Annotated in this window: 19 protein-coding genes and 1 riboswitch; of the genes, 7 read left to right on the top strand and 12 right to left on the bottom strand. The window is 74.9% G+C overall.

What is annotated here, in order from left to right; translation table 11 throughout:
• Positions 1–61 precede the first annotated feature (61 nt).
• Positions 62–1,024 (top strand): NADP-dependent oxidoreductase, encoded by a 963-nt coding sequence (locus NL142_RS11170; RefSeq protein ID WP_435079535.1) that lies wholly within the window; start codon positions 62–64, stop codon positions 1,022–1,024.
• A gap of 58 nt (positions 1,025–1,082) precedes the next feature.
• A complete protein-coding gene (gene nagA, locus NL142_RS11165; RefSeq protein ID WP_435079533.1) occupies positions 1,083–2,282 on the top strand; it encodes an N-acetylglucosamine-6-phosphate deacetylase in 1,200 nt (399 codons plus the stop codon).
• Here the strand turns inward: nagA and NL142_RS11160 are convergent.
• Positions 2,264–3,007, bottom strand: coding sequence for a DUF1684 domain-containing protein (locus NL142_RS11160; protein WP_435079531.1), 744 nt, complete (start codon positions 3,005–3,007; stop codon positions 2,264–2,266). The genes nagA and NL142_RS11160 overlap by 19 nt on opposite strands.
• Before the next feature lie 107 nt (positions 3,008–3,114).
• Between NL142_RS11160 and NL142_RS11155 the strand changes: the two genes are divergently transcribed.
• The 3 genes from NL142_RS11155 to NL142_RS11145 all read left to right on the top strand — a co-directional run bounded on the left by NL142_RS11155 (position 3,115) and on the right by NL142_RS11145 (position 6,312).
• On the top strand, positions 3,115–4,869 hold the full coding sequence (locus tag NL142_RS11155) for a pyruvate dehydrogenase (RefSeq protein ID WP_435079529.1): 1,755 nt from the start codon (positions 3,115–3,117) through the stop codon (positions 4,867–4,869).
• A gap of 62 nt (positions 4,870–4,931) precedes the next feature.
• Complete coding sequence (locus NL142_RS11150; protein WP_435079527.1) at positions 4,932–5,249, top strand: putative quinol monooxygenase; 318 nt, start codon at positions 4,932–4,934, stop codon at positions 5,247–5,249.
• 52 nt (positions 5,250–5,301) lie between these two features.
• Positions 5,302–6,312, top strand: coding sequence for a S41 family peptidase (locus tag NL142_RS11145; RefSeq protein WP_435079525.1), 1,011 nt, complete (start codon positions 5,302–5,304; stop codon positions 6,310–6,312).
• Between the two features lie 18 nt (positions 6,313–6,330).
• Here NL142_RS11145 and NL142_RS11140 read toward each other — a convergent pair whose 3' ends face one another.
• Genes NL142_RS11140 through NL142_RS11130 form a run of 3 tightly spaced genes read right to left on the bottom strand, consistent with a single transcriptional unit; the run spans position 6,331 to position 8,339 of the window.
• A complete protein-coding gene (locus NL142_RS11140; RefSeq protein WP_435079523.1) occupies positions 6,331–7,371 on the bottom strand; it encodes a zinc-dependent alcohol dehydrogenase family protein in 1,041 nt (346 codons plus the stop codon).
• A 57-nt stretch (positions 7,372–7,428) separates the two neighbouring features.
• Positions 7,429–7,791 (bottom strand): hypothetical protein, encoded by a 363-nt coding sequence (locus tag NL142_RS11135; RefSeq protein WP_194684684.1) that lies wholly within the window; start codon positions 7,789–7,791, stop codon positions 7,429–7,431.
• A gap of 35 nt (positions 7,792–7,826) precedes the next feature.
• On the bottom strand, positions 7,827–8,339 hold the full coding sequence (locus NL142_RS11130; RefSeq protein WP_435079521.1) for a tetratricopeptide repeat protein: 513 nt from the start codon (positions 8,337–8,339) through the stop codon (positions 7,827–7,829).
• An 88-nt stretch (positions 8,340–8,427) separates the two neighbouring features.
• Here NL142_RS11130 and NL142_RS11125 point away from each other — a divergent pair, with 88 nt between their 5' ends.
• Positions 8,428–8,802 (top strand): DUF6804 family protein, encoded by a 375-nt coding sequence (locus tag NL142_RS11125; protein WP_435079519.1) that lies wholly within the window; start codon positions 8,428–8,430, stop codon positions 8,800–8,802.
• Here NL142_RS11125 and NL142_RS11120 read toward each other — a convergent pair.
• Positions 8,765–9,559 (bottom strand): alpha/beta hydrolase, encoded by a 795-nt coding sequence (locus NL142_RS11120; RefSeq protein ID WP_435079517.1) that lies wholly within the window; start codon positions 9,557–9,559, stop codon positions 8,765–8,767. The two genes, NL142_RS11125 and NL142_RS11120, sit on opposite strands and share 38 nt — an antisense overlap.
• Positions 9,559–10,707 carry a glutathione S-transferase family protein gene (locus NL142_RS11115; RefSeq protein WP_435079515.1) on the bottom strand — a complete coding sequence of 383 codons (1,149 nt, stop codon included), beginning with the start codon at positions 10,705–10,707 and terminating at the stop codon, positions 9,559–9,561. The genes NL142_RS11120 and NL142_RS11115 overlap by 1 nt, the downstream gene beginning before the upstream one ends.
• A gap of 294 nt (positions 10,708–11,001) precedes the next feature.
• Here NL142_RS11115 and NL142_RS11110 point away from each other — a divergent pair, with 294 nt between their 5' ends.
• Positions 11,002–13,137 (top strand): DEAD/DEAH box helicase, encoded by a 2,136-nt coding sequence (locus NL142_RS11110; protein WP_194684680.1) that lies wholly within the window; start codon positions 11,002–11,004, stop codon positions 13,135–13,137.
• 73 nt (positions 13,138–13,210) lie between these two features.
• On the opposite strand, the gene NL142_RS11105 is transcribed toward NL142_RS11110, so the two are convergent.
• From NL142_RS11105 to thiM, 6 genes are all read right to left on the bottom strand, one after another.
• The gene (locus NL142_RS11105; RefSeq protein ID WP_104237141.1) at positions 13,211–13,432 is read right to left on the bottom strand and encodes a hypothetical protein; all 222 of its coding nucleotides are present in this window, start codon (positions 13,430–13,432) and stop codon (positions 13,211–13,213) included.
• 54 nt (positions 13,433–13,486) lie between these two features.
• Entirely contained in the window at positions 13,487–13,663 is a 177-nt protein-coding gene (locus NL142_RS11100) for a hypothetical protein (RefSeq protein ID WP_194684678.1), read from the bottom strand.
• Positions 13,664–13,713: 50 nt separating this feature from the next.
• Entirely contained in the window at positions 13,714–15,093 is a 1,380-nt protein-coding gene (locus NL142_RS11095; protein WP_435079512.1) for an MFS transporter, read from the bottom strand.
• Positions 15,094–15,206: 113 nt separating this feature from the next.
• The gene (locus NL142_RS11090; RefSeq protein ID WP_435079510.1) at positions 15,207–16,097 is read right to left on the bottom strand and encodes a cupin domain-containing protein; all 891 of its coding nucleotides are present in this window, start codon (positions 16,095–16,097) and stop codon (positions 15,207–15,209) included.
• A 192-nt stretch (positions 16,098–16,289) separates the two neighbouring features.
• Positions 16,290–18,572, bottom strand: a complete 2,283-nt coding sequence (locus NL142_RS11085; protein ID WP_435079508.1) for a bifunctional hydroxymethylpyrimidine kinase/phosphomethylpyrimidine kinase — start codon at positions 18,570–18,572, stop codon at positions 16,290–16,292.
• The gene (thiM, locus tag NL142_RS11080) at positions 18,569–19,396 is read right to left on the bottom strand and encodes a hydroxyethylthiazole kinase (protein WP_435079506.1); all 828 of its coding nucleotides are present in this window, start codon (positions 19,394–19,396) and stop codon (positions 18,569–18,571) included. Before thiM ends, NL142_RS11085 begins: the two co-directional genes overlap by 4 nt.
• Positions 19,387–19,478: riboswitch (TPP riboswitch) on the bottom strand. It overlaps the preceding gene by 10 nt.
• Between the last annotated feature and the right edge of the window lie 19 nt (positions 19,479–19,497).

Here is a 19,497-nt window from a genome sequence, read left to right as displayed (position 1 = left end):
CGAGGCGCCCGACGCATCCACCCGGATGCGATGGATGCGCCACCACGAGAAGGAGCCCGCCATGTCCCGAGCCATCCGACCCCGCCAGCACGGAGGGCCCGAGGTCCTCGCCGTCGTCGACGTGCCGACGCCCCGAGCAGGAGCCGGGGAGGTCGTCGTGCGCGTGCGCGCGGCCGGCGTGAACCCCATCGACTGGAAGCTCTACGGCGGCGACTTCCACGAGGTCGACGACGACCAGCGCGAGGAGGCCGGCCTCATGGAGGAGATGCCGACGCTCGGCCTCGAGTGCGCCGGCGTCGTCGTCGAGGTCGGCGCGGACGTGCGCGACGTGGTCGTGGGCGAGGAGGTCGTCGTCTACCCGGTCACCGCGGCGTACGCCGACCACGTGGTCGCGCCGCCGTCGTCGCTCGTCCGCCGCCCGGCGGCGCTCGGCGAGGAGGAGGCCGCCGGTCTGATGCTGGCCGGGACCACGGCGGCGCACGCCCTGCACGCCGCCGGCGCGGGGGCGGGCGACACCGTCCTCGTCCACGGCGGCTCCGGCGGCGTGGGGCTCATGGCCGTGCAGCTCGCGCGGATCGCCGGCGCCGCGGTCGTCGCGACCGCGTCGGAGCGCAACCACGACGCGCTCCGGGACCTCGGCGCCATCCCGGTCGCCCACGGCCCGGGGCTGGCCGACCGGATCCGCGCGGTCGCGCCGCAGGGGATCGACGCGGCCGTCGACACGGTCGGCACGGACGAGGCGCTCGACGTGTCGGTCGAGCTCGTGGCGGACCGCGGGCGGATCGCGTCCATCACGGGATCCGACCGGCGGGCGGAGGCCGGCATCCGCCTCCTCGGCTACGGCCCCGGGCAGGACGCGGGCACCGGCTACCGCGCGTCCGTGCGCCAGGCGCTGGTCGACCACGCGGGCGCCGGACGCCTCCGGGTGCGCATCGCGGGGACCTTCGCCCTGGCCGACGCCGCCGACGCGCACCGCTTCGCCCGCCGGAGCCACGCGCCCGGCAAGGTCGTGCTGGTGCCCTGACGCCGTGGGCGGGCCGACGCATCGGCGACCCGACGCGGGCGTGCGGGATGATGACCGCATGCCCGCGCGCGACGAGACCGTGACCACCCTCCTCCGCGCGGCACGGGTGGTGGACGCGCGCGGCACGACCGCCGACGCCTGGATCCTCCTCGACGGCGACGCGATCGCGGCCGTCGGGAGCGGGCGCGAGCTGCCTGCTGCCGACCGCACGGTCGACCTCGGCGACGCGACGCTCGTGCCCGGCTCCGTCGACCTGCACGTGCACGGCGGCGCGGGCGCGTCCCACGAGGACGGGGCCGAGGGGATCCGCGCGGCCGTCGCCCTGCACCGCAGGCACGGGACGACGCGGTCCGTCCTGAGCCTCGTCGCGAACCCGGTGCCGGACCTCGTGCGGTCGCTCGGCGCGATCCGCGAGGCGATGGTCGACGACCCGACCGTCCTCGGCGCGCACCTGGAAGGGCCGTTCCTCTCGCCTCACGCGGCGGGGGCGCACGCGCACGAGCACCTGGTGGATCCGACGCCCGCGCGCATCGAGGCCCTGCTCGAGGCGGGTCAGGGCGTGCTCCGACAGGTGACGATCGCCCCGGAGCTCGACGGCGCGATCGATGCGATCCGGCGCCTGGTCGACGCGGGCGTGGTCGCGGCCATCGGGCACACCACGTGCTCGGGCGACGTGGCGCGCGCCGCCTTCGACGCCGGCGCGACCGTGCTGACGCACGCGTTCAACGCGATGCCGGGGATCCACCACCGGGAGCCCGGCCCGATCATGGCCGCGATCGCCGACGAGCGCGTGACGCTCGAGCTGATCCTCGACGGCGTGCACGTGGCGCCGTCGGTCGCGGCCCTGCTGTTCCGCGAGGCGCCGGGCCGCGTCGCGCTCGTCACGGACGCCATGGCGGCGACCGGATCGGCCGACGGCCGCTACCGCCTGGGCTCGCTCGACGCCGACGTGCGCGACGGCATCGCGCGGCTCGCGGCCACCGAGACGATCGCGGGTTCGACGCTCACGCAGGACCGCGCTCTGCGGATCGCGGTGGACGAGGTGGGCCTCGCCCTGCCCGACGCGGTCGCCGCGCTCACCGTCGTCCCGGCGCGGGCGCTCGGCCTCGACGATCGGCTCGGCCTGCTGCGGGCGGGATCCGCCGCGGACGTCGTGGCGCTCACGCCCGGCCTCGGGGTCGCCCGCGTCTGGGCGGCGGGCGTCGAGGTGCCCGACGCGCAGGCCGCGCCGGCTGCGCCTCAGGCCTCGTCGCGGTAGACGACCCGGCGCTCGCCCGCGCGCACGGCCGCGGTCAGGCGGTTGCCGGCCGGTGGGAGCGGGCAGTTCATCCAGTCGGAGAAGCCGCAGGGCGGGACGACGGCGCGCGTGAAGTCGAGGGTCACGGGTCCGTCGCCGTCGGGGCGGGGGATGAAGAGGAAGCGGCTGGGCGCGTAGCTCTCGCGGCCGGTGGTGGCGTCGGCGAAGACGAGCTGGAGGCGGTCGCCGTCGGCGAAGGCGCTGAGACGCACCTCGCGCCCCTCGATATCCACGACGATGTCGCCGGGGACCGGCAGCTCGCGCGTGCGGCCGGCGTCGGCGATGTGCTCGAAGGGGATCACGCGGTCGTCGTCGACGCGCTCGAAGCGGCCCTCGAGGATCCACTCGGGCGCGTACGGGTAGACCTCGATGTCCTCGAACGCGCGGTTCTTCGGGGACGCCGCGTCCCACAGCCGGTAGCCGTGCTCGGGCTCGCCCGTGTCGAGCGAGGTGCGCTCGATGCGCGTCAGCTGCACGGTGTCGGGCTGGCCCTCGAGCGCCTCGAGGTCGCTGACCTCCCGGCCGGGCTCGAGCCAGGTCGTCTGAATGAGCGCGAGGCTGCCGAACGGGCTCGTCACGGCGGCGAGGCGGGCGCGGTGCCAGGCCTCGTAGTCAGCCTGCGCAGCGGCGGCGAGGGTGTCGGGGTCGGCGGCGGAGCGGGCGGGATCGGTCGTCGTGTCGGTCACGTGAGGGTCAACGCGCCTGGCGCGGTCGCATTCCCGGAGCGCGCGGCGCGCGGAGCCCGCGCGGAGGCGGCGGGTATTGACTGGACGCACCGACGGAAGGACGCAACATGGCTCGCACGGTCGCCGACCAGCTCATCGCCCAGCTCATCGAGGCGGGGGTGAGCCGCATCTACGGGGTCGTCGGCGACAGCCTCAACCCGGTCGTCGACGCGGTGAGGCGCACGGGCGGGAGCCGCAAGGGCGGCATCGACTGGATCCACGTGCGGCACGAGGAGGCGGGCGCGTTCGCCGCATCCGCCGAGGCGCAGCTGACGGGCAAGCTCGCCGTGTGCGCGGGATCCTGCGGCCCCGGCCACCTGCACCTCATCAACGGCCTCTACGACGCGCACCGCTCGGGCGCGCCCGTGCTCGCGATCGCGAGCCACATCACCACGAACCAGATCGGCTCCGGCTACTTCCAGGAGACGCACCCCGACCGCCTCTTCGTCGAGTGCTCGCACTACACAGAGATGATCTCGACCGCCGTGCAGGCGCCCCGCGTCGTCGACCAGGCGATGCGGCACTCGCTCGCGCTCGGCGGCGTCAGCGTCATCACGCTGCCCGGCGACGTCGCCGAGTTCGAGGCGGAGGGCGAGGCGCCCGCGTTCTCGCTGCCGCGGCGCCCCGCGATCGTGCCCGCCGAGGAGGACGTGCGCGCGCTCGCCGCCGCCATCGACGACGCGAAGAGCGTCGCGATCTTCGCGGGCCGCGGCGCGGGATCCGCGCACGCCGAGCTCATGGAGCTGGCCGACAGGATCGCCGCTCCCGTCGGCCACTCGCTGCGCGGCAAGGACGTGATCCAGCAGGACAACCCCTTCGACGTCGGCATGACGGGCCTCATCGGCTACGGCGCCGCGGCAGCCGGCATCTCGGGCGCCGACCTGCTGATCCTCATCGGCACCGACTTCCCCTACGACCAGTTCCTGCCCGGCAAGGAGGTGCGGACCGCCCAGATCGACATCGCGCCCGAGCGCCTCGGCCGCCGCACCGACGTCGACATCGCGATCCACGGCGACGCGCTCTCCACGATCCGCGCGGTGCTGCCGCTCGTCGAGCGGAAGACGGACCGGCGCTTCCTGGAGAAGCTGCTCAAGGAGCAGGACAAGAAGGTGGAGCAGGTCGTCGGCGCGTACACGACGAAGGCGGAGAAGCTCCGGCCGATCCACCCGGAGTACGCGGCGAGCGTCCTCGACGAGGTCGCGGCCGACGACGCCGTCTTCCTCAGCGACACGGGCATGTGCAACGTGTGGACCGCCCGGTACCTCACCCCGAACGGGCGCAGGCGGATGCTCGGGTCGCTCGTGCACGGGTCCATGGCCAACGCGCTGCCGATGGCGATCGGCGCGCAGGTCGCGCACCCGGAGCGGCAGGTCGTGTCGGTCTCGGGCGACGGCGGCCTGTCCATGCTCATGGGCGAGCTCGTGACCGTGGCCGCCTACAACTTGCCCGTGAAGGTCGTCGTGTTCAACAACTCGACGCTCGGGCTCGTGAAGGTGGAGATGCTCGTCGACGGGATCCCCGACTTCGGCGTCGACGTGCCCATGGTCGACTACGCCGCGGTGGCGGCCGCCCTCGGGATCCACTCCCAGCGCGTCGAGGACCCCGCCGACATCCGCGGCGCGCTCGAGGCCGCGTTCGCGCACGACGGGCCCGCGCTCGTCGACCTCGTCACCGACCCGATGGCGCTCTCGATCCCGCCGGAGATCACGGCCGCGCAGGTGAAGGGCTTCGCGCTCTCGATGTCGAAGATCGTGATGAACGGCGGCGTCGGCGAGGCCGTGAAGCTCGCCCGCTCGAACCTGCGGAACATCCCGCGGCCGTGAGCGATCCCGCCCACGTGAACCGTCCCACCCCGAACCGTCCCACCCCGAACCGAGGAGAACCCATGTCCCAGCCCGTCGTCGTCACCGCCGTCTTCACGCCCGTCGAGGGCAAGCACGACGAGGCCGTCGCCGCCCTGTCCGCCGGCATCGCCGCGGTGCACGAGGAGGAGGGCTGCGAGGTCTACGCGATCCACGACGCCCCCGACGGCACCATCGTGATGCTCGAGAAGTGGTCGTCCGTCGAGGACCTCCAGGCGCACGGCGCGGGCGAGGCCGTCGCCCGGATGGGCGCGTCGCTCGCCGGGCTCATCACGGGGCCTGCCGTCGTCACGCGGCTCGCGCCGATCCCGGCGGGCTCGGAGCTGCAGGGCGCGCTCTAGGCGTCGGGGGAGGGACGGCACGGGCGGGTCCCGCGTCCGGCAGGGTGGGCGCGTGCCCCCACGTCGATCCAGGATCCTGAGCCGCCTGCCCCTCGCGTTCGCGGTCGCCGTGGTCGTGCTCGTCGGCGGGACGATCGCCGCGACGCCGTCCCTCGAGCGCGCCGGCCTGCTCGACGTCCCTCCCTCGCCGCAGCGCTACGCCGACATGGCCGTGGACCTCATGGTCGACGGCCTCAAGGCGGATCCCGCCCGCGTCGCGGAGGTCCGGGCGGAGGTGGACGCGCAGGCGGCCCGGGCGCGCACCTACGCCGGCACGTACCCGGCGCTCTCCGGGGCCGCGAAGGAGCTGGGCGGCGAGCACAGCTCCCTGCTCGGACCCGCGGATGCAGCGGCCCTCTTCGGCGACAGCCCGCCTGTGTCGGCCGCGGCCGAGCCGCGGCCCACGGTCACGACGGCCGACGGGATCACGACCATCGTCGTCCCCGCGATCGTGGGCGGAGACGAGGCATCCCGCCAGCGCTACGTCGACGCGGGAGCCCAGGCGCTCGTGGCCGCCGTGCCCGCGACGACCCGCGGCTGGGTCGTGGACCTGCGGGGGAACCACGGCGGCGACATCTGGCCCATGCTCGCCGCGGTCTCGCCGCTGCTCGACGAGGGGCAGGTGATGTCGTTCGACGACGCGGACGGCTCGGTGCCCGTCACCGTCGCGGGCGGTGCCGTCGCCCAGGGCGGAGACGTCATGGCGACGAGCGACGCGGGTCGGGTCCCCGCGGGGCTGCCGATCGCCGTCGTCGCCGACGGCATGACCGTGAGCTCCGGCGAGGCGGTCGCGATCGCGTTCGTCGAGCAGGCCGGCGTCCGTTCGTTCGGGCAGCCGACCTACGGCTTCAGCACCGGGAACGAGCCGCGGACCCTGCCCGATGGCGCGATCGTGAACCTCACGGTCACGGTCGACGCCGACCGCACGGGGAGGCGCTACGGCGGTCCCGTCGTGCCGGACGTCGTGGTCGACGACGCCGGCGTCACCGCCGCGGTCGACGCCTGGTTCGACGCGCCACGATAGCCCGGGACCCGGCCGGGCTCAGCCGACCTCGACCAGTGTGATCCCCGCCGAGCGGTCGCCCGACGCGAGCGCCTCGAGCGCGGCCGGCGCCTCGTCGAGGGTGATGCGGTGCTCGATGAGCAGCTCCGGGCGGAGCGCGCCCGACGCGACCATGGCCATGAGCTCGGCGTAGTCGTGCGCGGGCATGCCGTGGCTGCCGTGCAGGCTCAGCTCCTGGCTGATGACGAACGGCACGGGCACCGTCGGCTCGCTCGCGAACAGGCCGATCTGCACCTGGCGGCCCGTCGGCGCGAGGGCGAGCAGGCTGATCCGGAGCGTGGACTCGCGGCCGAGCGCCTCGACCGACACCTGCACGCCGTCGGCCGAGACCGCGCGGATGGCGTCGAGGACGTCGAGCTCCGAGAGGTCGGACGAGTCGATCGTGTACTCGGCGCCGAGCTCCGAGGCGCGCGCGAGGGCGGCGGGATCCACGTCGACCGCGATGACCTCCGCGCCGACCGCGACGCCGATCATCACGGCGCTGAGGCCCACGCCGCCGCAGCCGATGACCAGGAGGCGCTCGCCGCGCTGGATCCGGGCCCGGTGCACGAGGCCGCGGAAGGCCGTCGCGAAGCGGCAGCCGAGGAGCGCCGCGGCGCCGGCGTCGAGGTCGTCCGGGACGGGGATCAGGTTGACGTCGGCGTCGTGCAGGGCGACCAGCTCGGCGAAGGACCCCCAGTGCGTGAAGCCCGGCTGCGTCTGGTCGCGGCACACCTGGCCGTTCCCGGCGCGGCACTCGGCGCAGCGGCCGCACGCGCAGACGAACGGGACCGTCACGCGGTCGCCCACCTGGAAGCGCGTGACCTCGGGGCCGACCTGGTGGATCCGCCCGACCAGCTCGTGCCCCGGCACCTGCGGGAGCGCGATGCCGTCGTCGTGGCCGAGCCAGCCGTGCGCGTCGCTACGGCAGACGCCCGTCGCCTCGACGCGCACGACCACGCCGGCGGCGGACGGGACGGGATCCGGCAGCTCGCGGACGACGGGCGTCTCGCCGAACCTCTCGTAGACGACGGCGCGCATGGGGGCTCCTCGGGGTCGGGGCGGGACGGGCTCGTCCACGTTATCCGAGCGCCGGACCTATGCCGATCCGGGAGGGTCGTCGTGCGTCCACGTGTTCACGACCCAGCCGACGCGGGACGGATCGTCCACGAGCCCGTCCGCCCAATCGACGTCGAGCGGCGTCATCGGCCCGTCGGGCTCGATGACCTCGTTCGGGTAGACGGCGTCCGCGAGGCTCCGGGCGTCGCGCGGCGCGAACCGCGCAGCCAGCCGCTCGAGCACCCAGCGGCGTCCGCGCAGGCGGCCCTGCCCGTCGGAGTAGAGGATCACGGCGGTGCCGTCGGCCCGTGCCCGCCCTGCGACCCACGTCTTCTCGGGGGCGAAGGAGGGCGTCGCCTCGAACCGGCGGCGGATGGCGGCGACGAATGCGTCGCCGTCCACGGGCTCCGGCCTCCCCGGGAGCGCGGCAGGCGCCGTCACGCGGACTCCGCGGGGACGTCGAGCGAGTCGAGGTAGGCGGTGTTGCCGCGGATCGCGGGGAGGTAGCGCTGCAGCTCATCGTCGGGCACGTGGTCCGCCACGATCCGCAGCGCGCTCGCGAGCGCGGCCTCGGGCCGACCGGCGGCGTGCAGGGTCAGGGCCTCGAACACGGCGAGCGACGACGATCCCGGGAACTCGGCCCGGGCCCGCGCGAACAGGGCGAGCGACTCGTCGACGCGGCCGAGGTTCCTCAGCGTGCTGCCGTGCTGGAGGTAGCAGCGGCGGAGGATGTCGTCCGCGAGCCCCGCCGCCTCCGCGCGCTCGTAGAGGTCGAGCGCCGTCGTCTCCTCGCCCGCGGTGTCGTACGCGCCGCCGACCTCGTAGAGCACGCGGGCGTTCCGCGGGTGCGCGTCGAGGAGCGGCAGGAGGGCGGCGATGGTCGGTCCCATGTCGTCGCGGTCGCGCGCGGCGAGGATGCGGTCGAGCTGGGCGTCGAGGGTCTCGGGCACGGGGGCTCCTGCTCGTTCGCGGCGGGTGGGGGAGACGGCCGCCAGCCTGCCGCGGCCCGCTCCCGGCGCGCGCTGGCAGACTGGCCGGGTGACCCGCACCCCCGCCGCCCCCGCGTTCACCCGTCCGTCGCTCGCGCCCGGGCTCCTCGGCGCCATCGTGCTGCTGGCCGGGTTCGCGGTGATCGACGGGGACTTCTTCACGGTCGTGCGGTTCGCGGTCGCGATCCTCGCGCTCATCATGATCGTGTTCTCGGTGCGCGCCCGCAGCTGGTGGAGCGCCGCGCTGCTCGCGGCCGTCGCGGTCATGTGGAACCCCGTCGCCGTGATCCCCGTCGAGGCAGTCACGTGGCAGTCGCTGCAGTACGTGGCCGCGATCGTGTTCATCGCGGCCGGCATCCTCGTGAAGGTGCCCGTGGAGGAGAGCCCTACGCCGGGCCGACCCCGAACGCGCGCTCCTCGGTGAGTCCGCGCCGCAGGTAGGCGACGATCTCGTCGAGCGACCGGCGGGCGAGTGCGGGGTCGGCCGCCGGGTAGGCGAGCCAGCCCTGGTCGGCCCGGGGGATCCGGATGAGCCGGGTCTTCGCGCCGGCCGCCTTCAGCGCCGTCACGCCCTCCGCGACGCGGTCGATGCGCGGATCCGCGGCGCCCACGTGCACGAGCATGTCGGGCAGCCGGTCGCGGCCGTGCCCCTGGCGGTCGGCGGATCCGACGCTCGGCACGTCGCCGGACGGGCTGACGAGCACGAGCCGCAGGACGGCGGGTCCGCCGGCGTCGCGGGCGAGCGCGGTGATCCGCAGCGCCCGGTCGGCTCCGGGACCGTCCCCGAGGATCCCGAGCCGCTCCGGCGTGCCGTTCCACCCGGCCGCGTGCGACGCGATCCAGGAGAGGCCCGCGAGCGCCTGCGCGTCGTCGTCGGGCGCCATCGTCACGACCACCGCGCGCAGGTCCTTCGCGAGCGTCGAGGGCAGCCAGTCGCCGTCGTGACGCGCGAGGACGACGAGCACGGGGGATCCGGTCGCCGAGCGGTCGTGCCCGGGCGGTGTCCATACGGCCACGTCGAGGGGGACGCCCTGCTGGCCGCCTGCGGGGAAGCGCACGACGCGCGTGCCCGCGGCGGGCGTGCCGCGCATCGAGCGCGCGATCGCCGGGACGTGCCGGATCGCGAGGCCGAGGAGCCGGCGACGCCGGGTGAGCGTGCCGGGAGCTGTGCGCGCCGGCATCAGGCGGGGACCGCGGATCCGGCGTCGGCCGATCCGGGAACGGGCGCCCCGGAGACGGACGCGCGCGCCTCGGACGGGCGCGTCTCGCGTCCGCCGCGCGGCACCGCGCCGTGGCCCTCGGGCACGCGCTCGCCCTCGCGGACGGGGCCGGGAGGCGTGCCGTCGCCGAACGGCCGGCCGCCCAGCTCCTCGCGCCCGTGCGGCTCGAGCCAGCCCCACGTCTCGGGGCCGACCGGCACGACGCGGGTCGGGTTGATGTCGGTGTGCGTCAGGTAGTAGTGCTGCTTGATCTGCACGAAGTCGATGGTGTCGCCGAAGCCGGGCGTCTGGAACAGGTCCCGCGCGTACGCCCAGAGCACCGGCATCTCGCCGAGCTTCTGCCGGTTGCACTTGAAGTGGCCGTGGTAGACGGCGTCGAAGCGCGCGAGCGTCGTGAACAGGCGCACGTCCGCCTCCGTGATCGTGTCGCCCACGAGGTAGCGCTGCGTGGACAGGCGGTCGCTCAGCCAGTCGAGACGGCCGAAGAGGCGGTCGTAGGCCTTCTCGTACGCCTCCTGGGATCCCGCGAACCCGCAGCGGTAGACGCCGTTGTTCACGTCGCGGAAGACGAGGTCCGCGACCTCGTCGATCTCAGCCCGCAGCGCGACGGGGTAGAGGTCGGGCGCGCCCTCGCGGTGGTGCTCGGTCCACTCGGTGGAGAGGTCGAGCGTGATCTGGGGGTAGTCGTTGGTGACCACCTGGCCGGAGGGGATGTCGACGAGCGCCGGCACGGTGATCCCGCGCGGGTAGTCGGGGAAGCGCGCGAAGAACGACTCCTGCAGGCGCTCGGTGCCGAGGACCGGGTCGCGGCCGTCGGGGTCGAGGTCGAAGGTCCAGCTGCGGGCGTCGTGCGTGGGGCCGGGCAGGCCGAGCGAGATGGCGTCCTCGAGGCCGAGCAGCCGCCGCACGATCACCGAGCGGTTCGCCCACGGGCACGCGCGCGCCGCGACGAGGCGGTAGCGGCCGGCCTCGACGGGCCACCCCTGCGAGCCGTCGCGGAGGATCCGGTCCTCGATGTAGTTCGTGTCGCGGGTGAACTCACCCTCCTCGACGTAGCGGCCGGGAGCGCCCGCCTCGTTGCTGCCTGCGGGTGTCGCCTGATCCGTCATGCATCCACCCTAGGCCGGGCCGCCCACGGCGACCGGGCCGCGCGGAGCCGCACCGCGCACAGCGGCGCGCACCGCCTCCCGCGTGCCCTAAACTCCTCTGTGTGCCCGTCCTCCCCGAGGCGGCCGGGCGCAGGCGGCGGACCCACGTCCCACCCCCGACCCGGAACCCCGGTTGCTCGAGGCAGGTCCCCTCGCCACCGTCCGACCGCACGCGTCACCGTGCGCGACGGACGCACGTCCTTCCGATCCGGGAGCGCAGGCAGCGCCTGGCCCCGGCAGTGAACAAGGAGTTGCATGGCTCGCACCGGCCAGCGGCGGTCCTCCGCCCGCACGCGCACGATCGACAACGAGGGGCTCATCCCCGTGCTGGCGCGCGCCGTGCGCGAGATCGAGCAGGCCGCCCAGCGCGGCAAGCTCAAGCCCGTCAACCGCACGAAGTTCCAGGTCATCGCCGTGCTGATGCGCGAGGAGCGCACGCACGCGAAGGACCCGGCCACCCCGCTCAGCGACCCCGAGCGCGCCGAGACGCTGAAGCGCCTCGACGGCATCGCGAGCATCCTCGCCCGCACGGCCGCGCGCGACACCTCGGTGCTGCCGCTGCTGGATCCCGACGCCAAGCTCTCCGAGACCGCCCGCGCCATGCGCAAGCACATGCTGTTCGACGGCGGCGTGGAGATGGTCGTGGAGGAGGAGCCGGAGCCCGAGCCCGAGGATCCCGCCCTCGCCAAGCTGCACGAGCGCCAGGTCGTCCCGCCGTCGGTCAAGGCCCGCGTGCTGGCGAACCCGTTCCTCGAGCCGGACCTCGATCGGCCCGCGCCCGCCGCGCCGCCCACCCGCCTGCTGGCGAACTGGGAGCTGCTCGGCCCGCTGTTCAAGTCGTTCGAGTACGGCGCCGGCGGCGGCATCGCGAGCATGGACCTGCCCGAGAGCCCGCGCATCGACCGCCTCTCGCCGCAGAACCTCGAGCTCATGCGCCACCAGGCGCGCTTCCTCGAGAGCGTGCGCCTCGGCCACCGCGAGTTCCTGCTCGCTGACGAGCCCGGCCTCGGCAAGACCGCGCAGGCGCTGCTCGCGGCGTCCGTCGCCGACGCGTACCCGCTGCTGGTCGTGGTCCCGAACGTCGTGAAGATGAACTGGAAGCGCGAGGTCGAGCGGTGGACGCCGCACCGCCGCGCCACCGTGATCCACGGCGACGGCGCGGGGCTCGACGCGTTCGCGGACGTCGTCATCGTCAACTACGAGGTGCTCGATCGGCACATCGGCTGGCTGCGCACGCTCGGCTTCCGCGGCATGGTCGTCGACGAGGCGCACTTCATCAAGAACCTGCAGTCGCAGCGGTCGAAGTTCGTGCTGGCGCTCGCCGAGAGCATCCGGCAGCGCCAGTCGAACCCGCTGCTCATGGCGCTCACGGGCACGCCGCTCATCAACGACATCGACGACTTCCGCGCCATCTGGCAGTTCCTCGGCTGGATCGACGGCGACAAGCCCACCTCGCGCCTCATGGGCGAGCTGGAGGAGGCGGGCCTCACGCCCGCCGACCCCGGCTTCTTCGCCGAGGCGCGGCGCGCGGTCATCGACCTCGGGATCGTGCGTCGCCGCAAGATCGACGTTGCGACCGACCTGCCGTCGAAGCGCATCGCGGACCTCCCGGTCGAGCTCGACGACGACCTGGGCCGCTCCATCCGCCAGGCCGAGCGCGAGCTCGCCGCCCGTCTCGTCAAGCGCTTCACGGCGCTCGTCGGCGCGCGCGGCACCACCGTGCCCGAGGTCATGGCGGGGTCCGCGTCCGAGCGCGCGAGCCTCGTGCGGCTCGTGGCGCAGTCCGAGCTCGACGAGGCCAAGGCTCAGAAGACCGGCGAGAACGTGTTCACCATGGTCCGCCGCATCGGCCAGGCCAAGGCCGTGCTCGCGGCCGACTACGCCGCGCAGCTCGCGCGGTCCGTGGGCAAGGTGGTGTTCTTCGCGAAGCACGTCGACGTGATGGACCAGGCCGAGGCCACGTTCGCGAAGCGGGAGCTGAAGAGCGTCTCGATCCGCGGCGACCAGACGCCGGCGGCCCGCCAGAACGCGATCGACTCCTTCCAGAACGACCCCGAGGTGAAGGTCGTGGTCTGCTCGCTCACCGCGGCGGGCGTCGGCCTCAACCTGCAGGCCGCGTCGAACGTGGTGCTCGCCGAGCTCAGCTGGACGAGCGCGGAGCAGACGCAGGCCATCGACCGCGTGCACCGCATCGGCCAGGAGGAGCCCGTCACCGCGTGGCGGATCATCGCGGCGCAGACCATCGACGCGAAGATCGCCGAGCTCATCGACAGCAAGGCGGGCCTCGCGGCGCGCGCGCTCGACGGCGAGGACTTCGACGAGGCCGGATCCACCTCCGTGCAGCTCGACGCGCTCTCGCACCTCCTCGAGGAGGCGCTGGCCGCGGGCTGATCCGCGACACGCAGCACGTGACGACGCCCCCGCGACCTGCCGGTCGCGGGGGCGTCGTGGTGCTGGCGGCGGACTAGTCGCGGTCCTGGCCGCGCCGGTACCGCGCCATGGTGATCGAGTAGGCGAAGGCGAACAGGAGGACGGCCCAGACGGCGGCCGGGGCCGCTTGGTCGGCGGCGGGACGCCCGGCTACGAGCGGCACGATCACCAGCTGCGACACCAGGTAGAAGGCGGGGAGGATGGCGGCGTCGCGTGCAGCGCGGATGCGTCGCCGCCGCAGCTCGTCCGGGCTCATCCGATCAGGATGCGCGTCGGAGGCCGGCGGCGAGCGGACCCTCCCCAGCGCGGATCAGCCGCGCTCGGCCTTCTTGCGTGCCCGCTCCGCCTTCCGCGCCGCGCGGCGCTCGCGGGCCACGGCGTCCTGCGCGTCCTGCGTCGGGTTCGAGCGCCTGGTCCCGATGACCGCGAAGCCGAGGAGGATCACCACGACCGCCATGACGGGGTAGATCACGAAAGACAGGACCACGGGGTCTCCTCGGCTCGGTGCTCCCGAGCGTACCGACCGGATCCGCCGGGTCAGTCCTCGAGGGCCGCGCCGCGGAGGTCCGGGAGGGTGAGCGCGGCGGCCGCGGCCACCGCGAAGACCGCCGCGAAGACGCCGAACGGCAGCGCGACGCCGCCGAGCGCGAGGAGCGGCGGCACGCACAGCGGCGCGACGATCGACGCGAGCCGCCCGAAGCCCGCCGCGCTGCCGGCGCCCGTCGCGCGCACCCGGGTCGGGTACAGCTCCGGTGTCACGGCGTAGAGCGCGCCCCACGCGCCGAGGTTCGAGAACGACATGAGGGCGCCGAACACGAGGATCGTCGTGACGGAGTCGGCCGTCCCGAAGAGACCGGCCGACACCGCGGATCCCGCGAGGAAGACCGCGAGCGTCACGCGTCGCCCCCAGCGCTCGACCAGCCAGGCCGACACCGCGTACCCGGGCAGCTGCGCGAGCGTGATGAGCAGCGTGTACTCGAACGAGCGCACGAGCGAGAAGCCCTGCGCGACGAGCAGCGTCGGCAGCCAGATGAAGGCGCCGTAGTAGGCGAAGTTGACGCAGAACCACACGATCCAGAGGGAGAGCGTGCGGCGGCGGAGGCGCGCGCCGAAGAGGCGCTCGCGAGGCGCGGCGTCGGCGGCGGGCGCGTCGGTCTCGCTGCCGGCCGCGGCATCCACGACGCGGGCCTCGGCCGTCGAGCCCACGGCGCCGTCCGTCGAGGGATCCGCCCCCGCCGCCCGTTCGAGGTCGCGCACCACGCGCTCGGCCTCGCGGTGCCGCCCCTTCGCCTCGAGGAACCGCACCGACTCCGGCAGGCGCAGCCGCACGACGATCGCCCACACCGCGGGCACCGCGCCGAGCGCGAGCGCCCACCGCCAGCCGTCGTCGCTCGAAGGGATCACGAGGTAGCCGATGAGCGCCGCGGCGGTCCAGCCGACGGCCCACGAGGACTCGAGGACCACGATGACGCGGCCCCGGATCCGGGCGGGCGAGAACTCGCTGACCAGCGTCGACGCGACCGGCAGCTCGGCGCCGAGCCCGAGCCCCACGACGAAGCGCAGCGCGATGAGCGCGCCCACCGACATCGCGAGCGCCGAGACGCCCGTGGCCACCCCGTAGACGAGCAGCGTGAGCGCGAACACCTGGCGGCGGCCGATCCGGTCGGCGACCAGGCCGCCGACGCTCGCGCCGATGGCCATGCCGAGGAACCCGGCGGATGCGACGAACCCGAGCTGCCCGGCGTCCGCCTTCCACACGACGGCCAGCTGCGCGATCACGAACGAGATGAGCCCGACGTCCATCGCGTCGAGCGCCCAGCCGACGCCGCTGCCGCCGAGGATGCGGGAGTGGGCGCGGGTCCAGGGGAGTCCGTCGAGGCGCTGGGCGCGCGTGCGCGGCGGGGTGGTCGTGGTCATGGTCCTGGCTTCCGGGAGGGCGCTCTGGCGGTCGCGCGCCTCGCGGGGAGAGGGGAGGCGCTCGCGGTGGGTCGAGCGTAGCGCCGGGGCGGGCCGCAGCCCGCCCCGCGGCGTCAGAGCTGGCGGACCCGCTCCGCCAGGCGCTCGAACGCCGCCGCGTGCGTGACCCGCAGCGCGTCCCACGACGCCGTCATGTCGACCTGCTCGGGATCCGCGACCACCTCCGCGAAGCCGTGCTGCGCGCGCGGCACCGCGTCGCCCGGCAGCACGAGCGACTGGATGAACGCGCCCGTGTCCTCCGAGAACGTGAGCGTGTGGCTCGCGACGTTGCGGTGCCAGTCGTCCGACGGCCACGACAGGAACGCCACGTGGCGCGGAGCGACGCCCGTCTCCGACGCCGACACGTAGCTGCCGTAGTGCTCCTCGCCGGGCGACAGGATCTTGTAGGAGCCGTTGTCGAGGTACACCAGCAGGGCCTCGTCGAACGGCTTCTCGCCGTACATCGCGGTGTAGCGGAGCGCGTGCACGAGCACCGGTGCGCCGAGCGGCACCGGGAGCGCGGCCGCCGGGGTGGCGGTCGGCGCCGCGACGGACGCGGGGGCGGCCGGGCGCAGGAACTCCCCGTCGGTCACGTGCGCGCCCCAGGTGGTGGCGTCGACGGGGTCGTCGCCGTCCTCCAGCACCGCGATGTGCTCCATCGGCGCGTGGGCCGTGGCACCGTGCCAGTGCTCCTCGCCGGCCTCGATGTACACGGATCCGCCGGGCCCGACCTCGACGACCTCGCCACCGCGCGTGCCCACCCGGGCGATGCCCGAGGTCACGTGCAGCGTCTGGCCGAGGACGTGGGAGTGCCACACGGTGCGGGCGCCGGCCGCGAAGGTGACGGCCGCGACGACCGCGCGCTGCTCGGGGGTCTGCGGGGTGGAGAGCCAGCGGAGGCGGACCTCGCCCGTGAACTGGTGGTCGGGCATCGTGACGGCGGGGGTCTCAGCCTGGACGCGCATGCGGTGTCCTCTCTGTCGGGCACGAGGGTGCCCGGGTCGTGGAACGGGGAGCCCCGGCGCGGTGGTCGCGTCGGGGCACGGGCATCCTCCCGCGGGTGCCGCTGGGAGGGGGCCGGGGCGTCCCCAGGCGCGTGCGGGATCCGCGTCACGCGTCCGCCGCCCCGGTTCAGCCGAGCGCCTCAGCCGAGCGCCTCAGCCGAGCGCCTCCGGGGCGCGGAAGAAGTCGCGCTCGTACGCCGACGACAGGCGGGACGCCTCGAGCATCGCGGCCCGCCGGGTCGGACCCGCGATCACCGCCGCCTCGTCCACCAGCTCGCAGGCGCGCCGCGTGGCCGCCGCGAAACCCGGATCCGCGTACGTCGCCAGCCACGCCGCGTACGGATGGGCCTCGCCCGCGGAGGCCGCCGCGGATCCCGCCGTCCGGAGCCTGGTGCCCACGTCCGCGTAGATCGTGAAGCAGGGGAGCAGAGCCGCGACGAGCACCGAGTAGTCGCTCGTCGCGGCGTGCGCGAGCAGGTGGTCGACGTAGGCGCGCGTCACCGGTGCGGCGACCGCGGGCGCGGGATGCCGGGACAGCCACTCCTCGTGCAGCGCCGACTCGGCGGCGATCGCGTCGGCGGCGCCGCGCGCCCACACGACCTGCGCGTCGGGCGTCGGCGCGAGCTGGCTCGCCCGGGCGAGCACCCGCGAGTACGCCCGCAGGTAGATCGCGTCCTGCGCGAGGTAATGCGAGAACCACGCCTCGGGCAGGGTGCCGTCGCCGAGGCGGCGGACGAAGGGGAGGTCGTCGATCTCGCGGCGGAGGTCGGCGGATCCGGCCCACATCTCCGCGGAGATCGGCCCGGCGTGGGTGCCGGCCGCGTCCCACAGCGCGCGCAGGTGGTCGAGCGGGCCGGCACCGGATCCGACCTCGAGGTCCTCGGCGTGCGCGAGCGATCCGGTGAGCCAGGCCTTCGCCTCCGTCAGCGCGTTCAGCCAGTCGCCGCGCCGCGGGTGCAGGGTCGCGAGCGCGCTGGAGAGGGAGCAGCCGGTGCCGTGCGTGCTGGTCGTCGCGATGCGCGGGCCGTCGACGACGGTCACCGACGGATCCGCGCCGCCCGCACCCGGGGTGACGAGCGCGTCCGGGCAGTCGTCGACGCGCAGGTGCCCGCCCTTGACGACCACGCGGACGCCGTGCCGCGCCGCGAGGGCCCGGCCCTGCGCGAGAGCCTCGTCCCAGCCGTCGGCCTCGCGCTCGCCGAGGAGCACGGCGAGCTCGGGCAGGTTCGGCGTGACGACGTCGGCGAGCGGCAGCAGGCGCCGGAGCGCCTCGGTCGCGTCGGCGTCGAGGAGGGCGTCGCCGGACTGGGCGACCATCACCGGATCCAGCACCACGACCGGCGGGCGCACCGCGCGCAGCCAGTCGGCGACCTCGTCGACCACGGCGGCGGATCCGAGCATGCCGACCTTCACGGCGTCGATCACGACGTCGTCGGACACCGCGTCGAGCTGCGCGCGCAGGAACGCGACGGGCGGCACGTGGATCTCCCGCACGCCCGTCGTGTTCTGCGCGACGAGCGCCGTGACGACGGCCATGCCGTAGCCGCCGTTCGCCGCGATGGACTTGAGGTCGGCCTGGATGCCGGCGCCGCCCGTGGGATCCGTGCCGGCGATGCTGAGGACGCGGGGGACGCGGGTGGGGTCGGCTGCTGCGGGTGGCGCGGCGCTCGCCGTGTCGGCAGGATCCGCGCCGGGCGCGTCGGGTCCCGTCGCCTCCGCGGGCCCGGCCGCGGTCACGCCGGCGCGCACCCGCGCCCACGCCTCCGCCAGCTCGCGCGCCGCGGCGCACGGGTCCTCCGCCGCGCAGATCGCCGACACGACGGCCGTCCCCGCGCCGCCCGCCGCCGCGATCGCCTCGACGTCGCGCACGTCGACCCCGCCGATCGCGACGCACGGGACGGGGGAGAGCCCCGCGATGATCCCGAACCCGTCGTGCCCGAGCGGCGTCGGGTGGTCGGGCTTGGTGCTCGTGGGGCGGATCACGCCGACGCCGAGGTAGTCGACCGTGCCGGCCGGCATCGTACGCACCGCCTCGACGTGGGCGGGCGTGTTCGCGGTGAGGCCCACGACGAGGCGGCGATCCGGGCTCGCGGCGTCGAGCATCCGGCGCACGAGGTCGGCCGGCACGTCCGACTGGCCCACGTGCACGCCGTCCACGCGCGCACCGCGGGCGAGCGCGGCGAGCACCACGTCGACGCGGTCGTCGACGAGCAGCAGCGGACGCCGTGCGGATGGATGCGCGGCCGCATGGGCGTCGATGGCCTCCGCGGCCGCGACCACCGTCGCCAGCAGCTCGGCCGCGCTCGCGCGCTTGTCGCGGATCTGCACCGTCGTCGCCCCGCCCGCCACCGCCGCGGCGACGACCGCGGGCACGCCGCGCGCGCCGCACAGCGCGGGATCGGTGACGAGGTAGACGGAGAGGTCGAGCCCGCTCACGAGAGGCGCTCGCGCTGGGCGACGAGCTCGGGCGTGACGGCGTCGAGCGCGTCGAGCAGCCCGACCGCGAAGGATCCCGGCCCGCGCGCCCCCTCCGCGGCGATCTCCGCCGCGACCGTGTACACGCTCGTCGCGGCGACGGCGGCCCGCAGCGGATCCGGATCCAGCGACGCGAACGCCGCCATCACGGCCCCGAGCGCGCAGCCGCCACCCGTGACCTTCGTGAGCAGCGCGTCGCCGGTGTGCACCCGGACGACCCGGTGGCCGTCCGTGATGTGGTCGACCGGCCCCGAGATCGCGACCACCGTGCCGAAGGTGCGCGCCAGCAGCGTGGCGGCGTCGAGCGCGGCCTCGACCTCGTCGGTGGCGTCGACCCCGCGGCCGCCCGCGCCGCCGGTCGCGAGCGCGATGATCTCGGACGCGTTGCCGCGCACGACCGTCGGCGACAGCGCCACGAGCTCGTGCGTGAGCCGCGTCCGCACGGGCAGGGCGCCGACCGCGACGGGATCCAGCACCCACGGCGTCCCCGCCTCGCGCGCCGCGTGCGCGGCCTCGACCGCGGCCTCCCGCTGCTCCGCGTGCGGCGTGCCGAGGTTGACGAGCAGGCCCGACGCGATCCGCGCGAACGGCCCCGCCTCGGTCGGCACGTCCGTCATCGCGGGCGCGGCGCCCAGCGCGAGGAGGACGTTCGCGGTGAAGCCGGTGACGACCGCGTTGGTGATGCACTGCACGAGCGGTTGGCGCTCCCGCAGCAGGAGGAGGAGATCCGCCGATGCGGTCCCCGTCCCCGTGATCTCGTGGGCCGATGGGCGCGCAGCGCTCATGATGACATCCCTCCGCCGGTGCGAACCGGATCAGGTGCGACGGGTCTCATCTCAGCCCTCGTGGGCACCCCGTGTCAGGGATCCACCCTAGGGGGAGCGCG

This window comes from Clavibacter quasicaliforniensis (assembly GCF_051201715.1).
Classification (GTDB): domain Bacteria; phylum Actinomycetota; class Actinomycetes; order Actinomycetales; family Microbacteriaceae; genus Clavibacter; species Clavibacter seminis.
This window is presented reverse-complemented; position numbering and strand designations above follow the sequence as displayed.

Excerpts from the sequence above, each read along its gene's own strand:
- nagA (WP_435079533.1), top strand. The coding sequence starts at position 1,083 with ATGCCCGCGCGCGACGAGACCGTGACCACCCTCCTCCGCGCGGCACGG.
- NL142_RS11150 (WP_435079527.1), top strand. The coding sequence starts at position 4,932 with ATGTCCCAGCCCGTCGTCGTCACCGCCGTCTTCACGCCCGTCGAGGGC.
- NL142_RS11120 (WP_435079517.1), bottom strand. The coding sequence starts at position 9,559 with ATGCCGGCGCGCACAGCTCCCGGCACGCTCACCCGGCGTCGCCGGCTC.
- thiM (WP_435079506.1), bottom strand. The coding sequence starts at position 19,396 with ATGAGCGCTGCGCGCCCATCGGCCCACGAGATCACGGGGACGGGGACC.
- NL142_RS11115 (WP_435079515.1), bottom strand. The coding sequence starts at position 10,707 with ATGACGGATCAGGCGACACCCGCAGGCAGCAACGAGGCGGGCGCTCCC.
- NL142_RS11105 (WP_104237141.1), bottom strand. The coding sequence starts at position 13,432 with ATGAGCCCGGACGAGCTGCGGCGGCGACGCATCCGCGCTGCACGCGAC.
- NL142_RS11140 (WP_435079523.1), bottom strand. The coding sequence starts at position 7,371 with ATGCGCGCCGTCGTCTACGAGAGGTTCGGCGAGACGCCCGTCGTCCGC.
- NL142_RS11090 (WP_435079510.1), bottom strand. The coding sequence starts at position 16,097 with ATGCGCGTCCAGGCTGAGACCCCCGCCGTCACGATGCCCGACCACCAG.
- NL142_RS11155 (WP_435079529.1), top strand. The coding sequence starts at position 3,115 with ATGGCTCGCACGGTCGCCGACCAGCTCATCGCCCAGCTCATCGAGGCG.
- NL142_RS11095 (WP_435079512.1), bottom strand. The coding sequence starts at position 15,093 with ATGACCACGACCACCCCGCCGCGCACGCGCGCCCAGCGCCTCGACGGA.
- NL142_RS11110 (WP_194684680.1), top strand. The coding sequence starts at position 11,002 with ATGGCTCGCACCGGCCAGCGGCGGTCCTCCGCCCGCACGCGCACGATC.
- NL142_RS11170 (WP_435079535.1), top strand. The coding sequence starts at position 62 with ATGTCCCGAGCCATCCGACCCCGCCAGCACGGAGGGCCCGAGGTCCTC.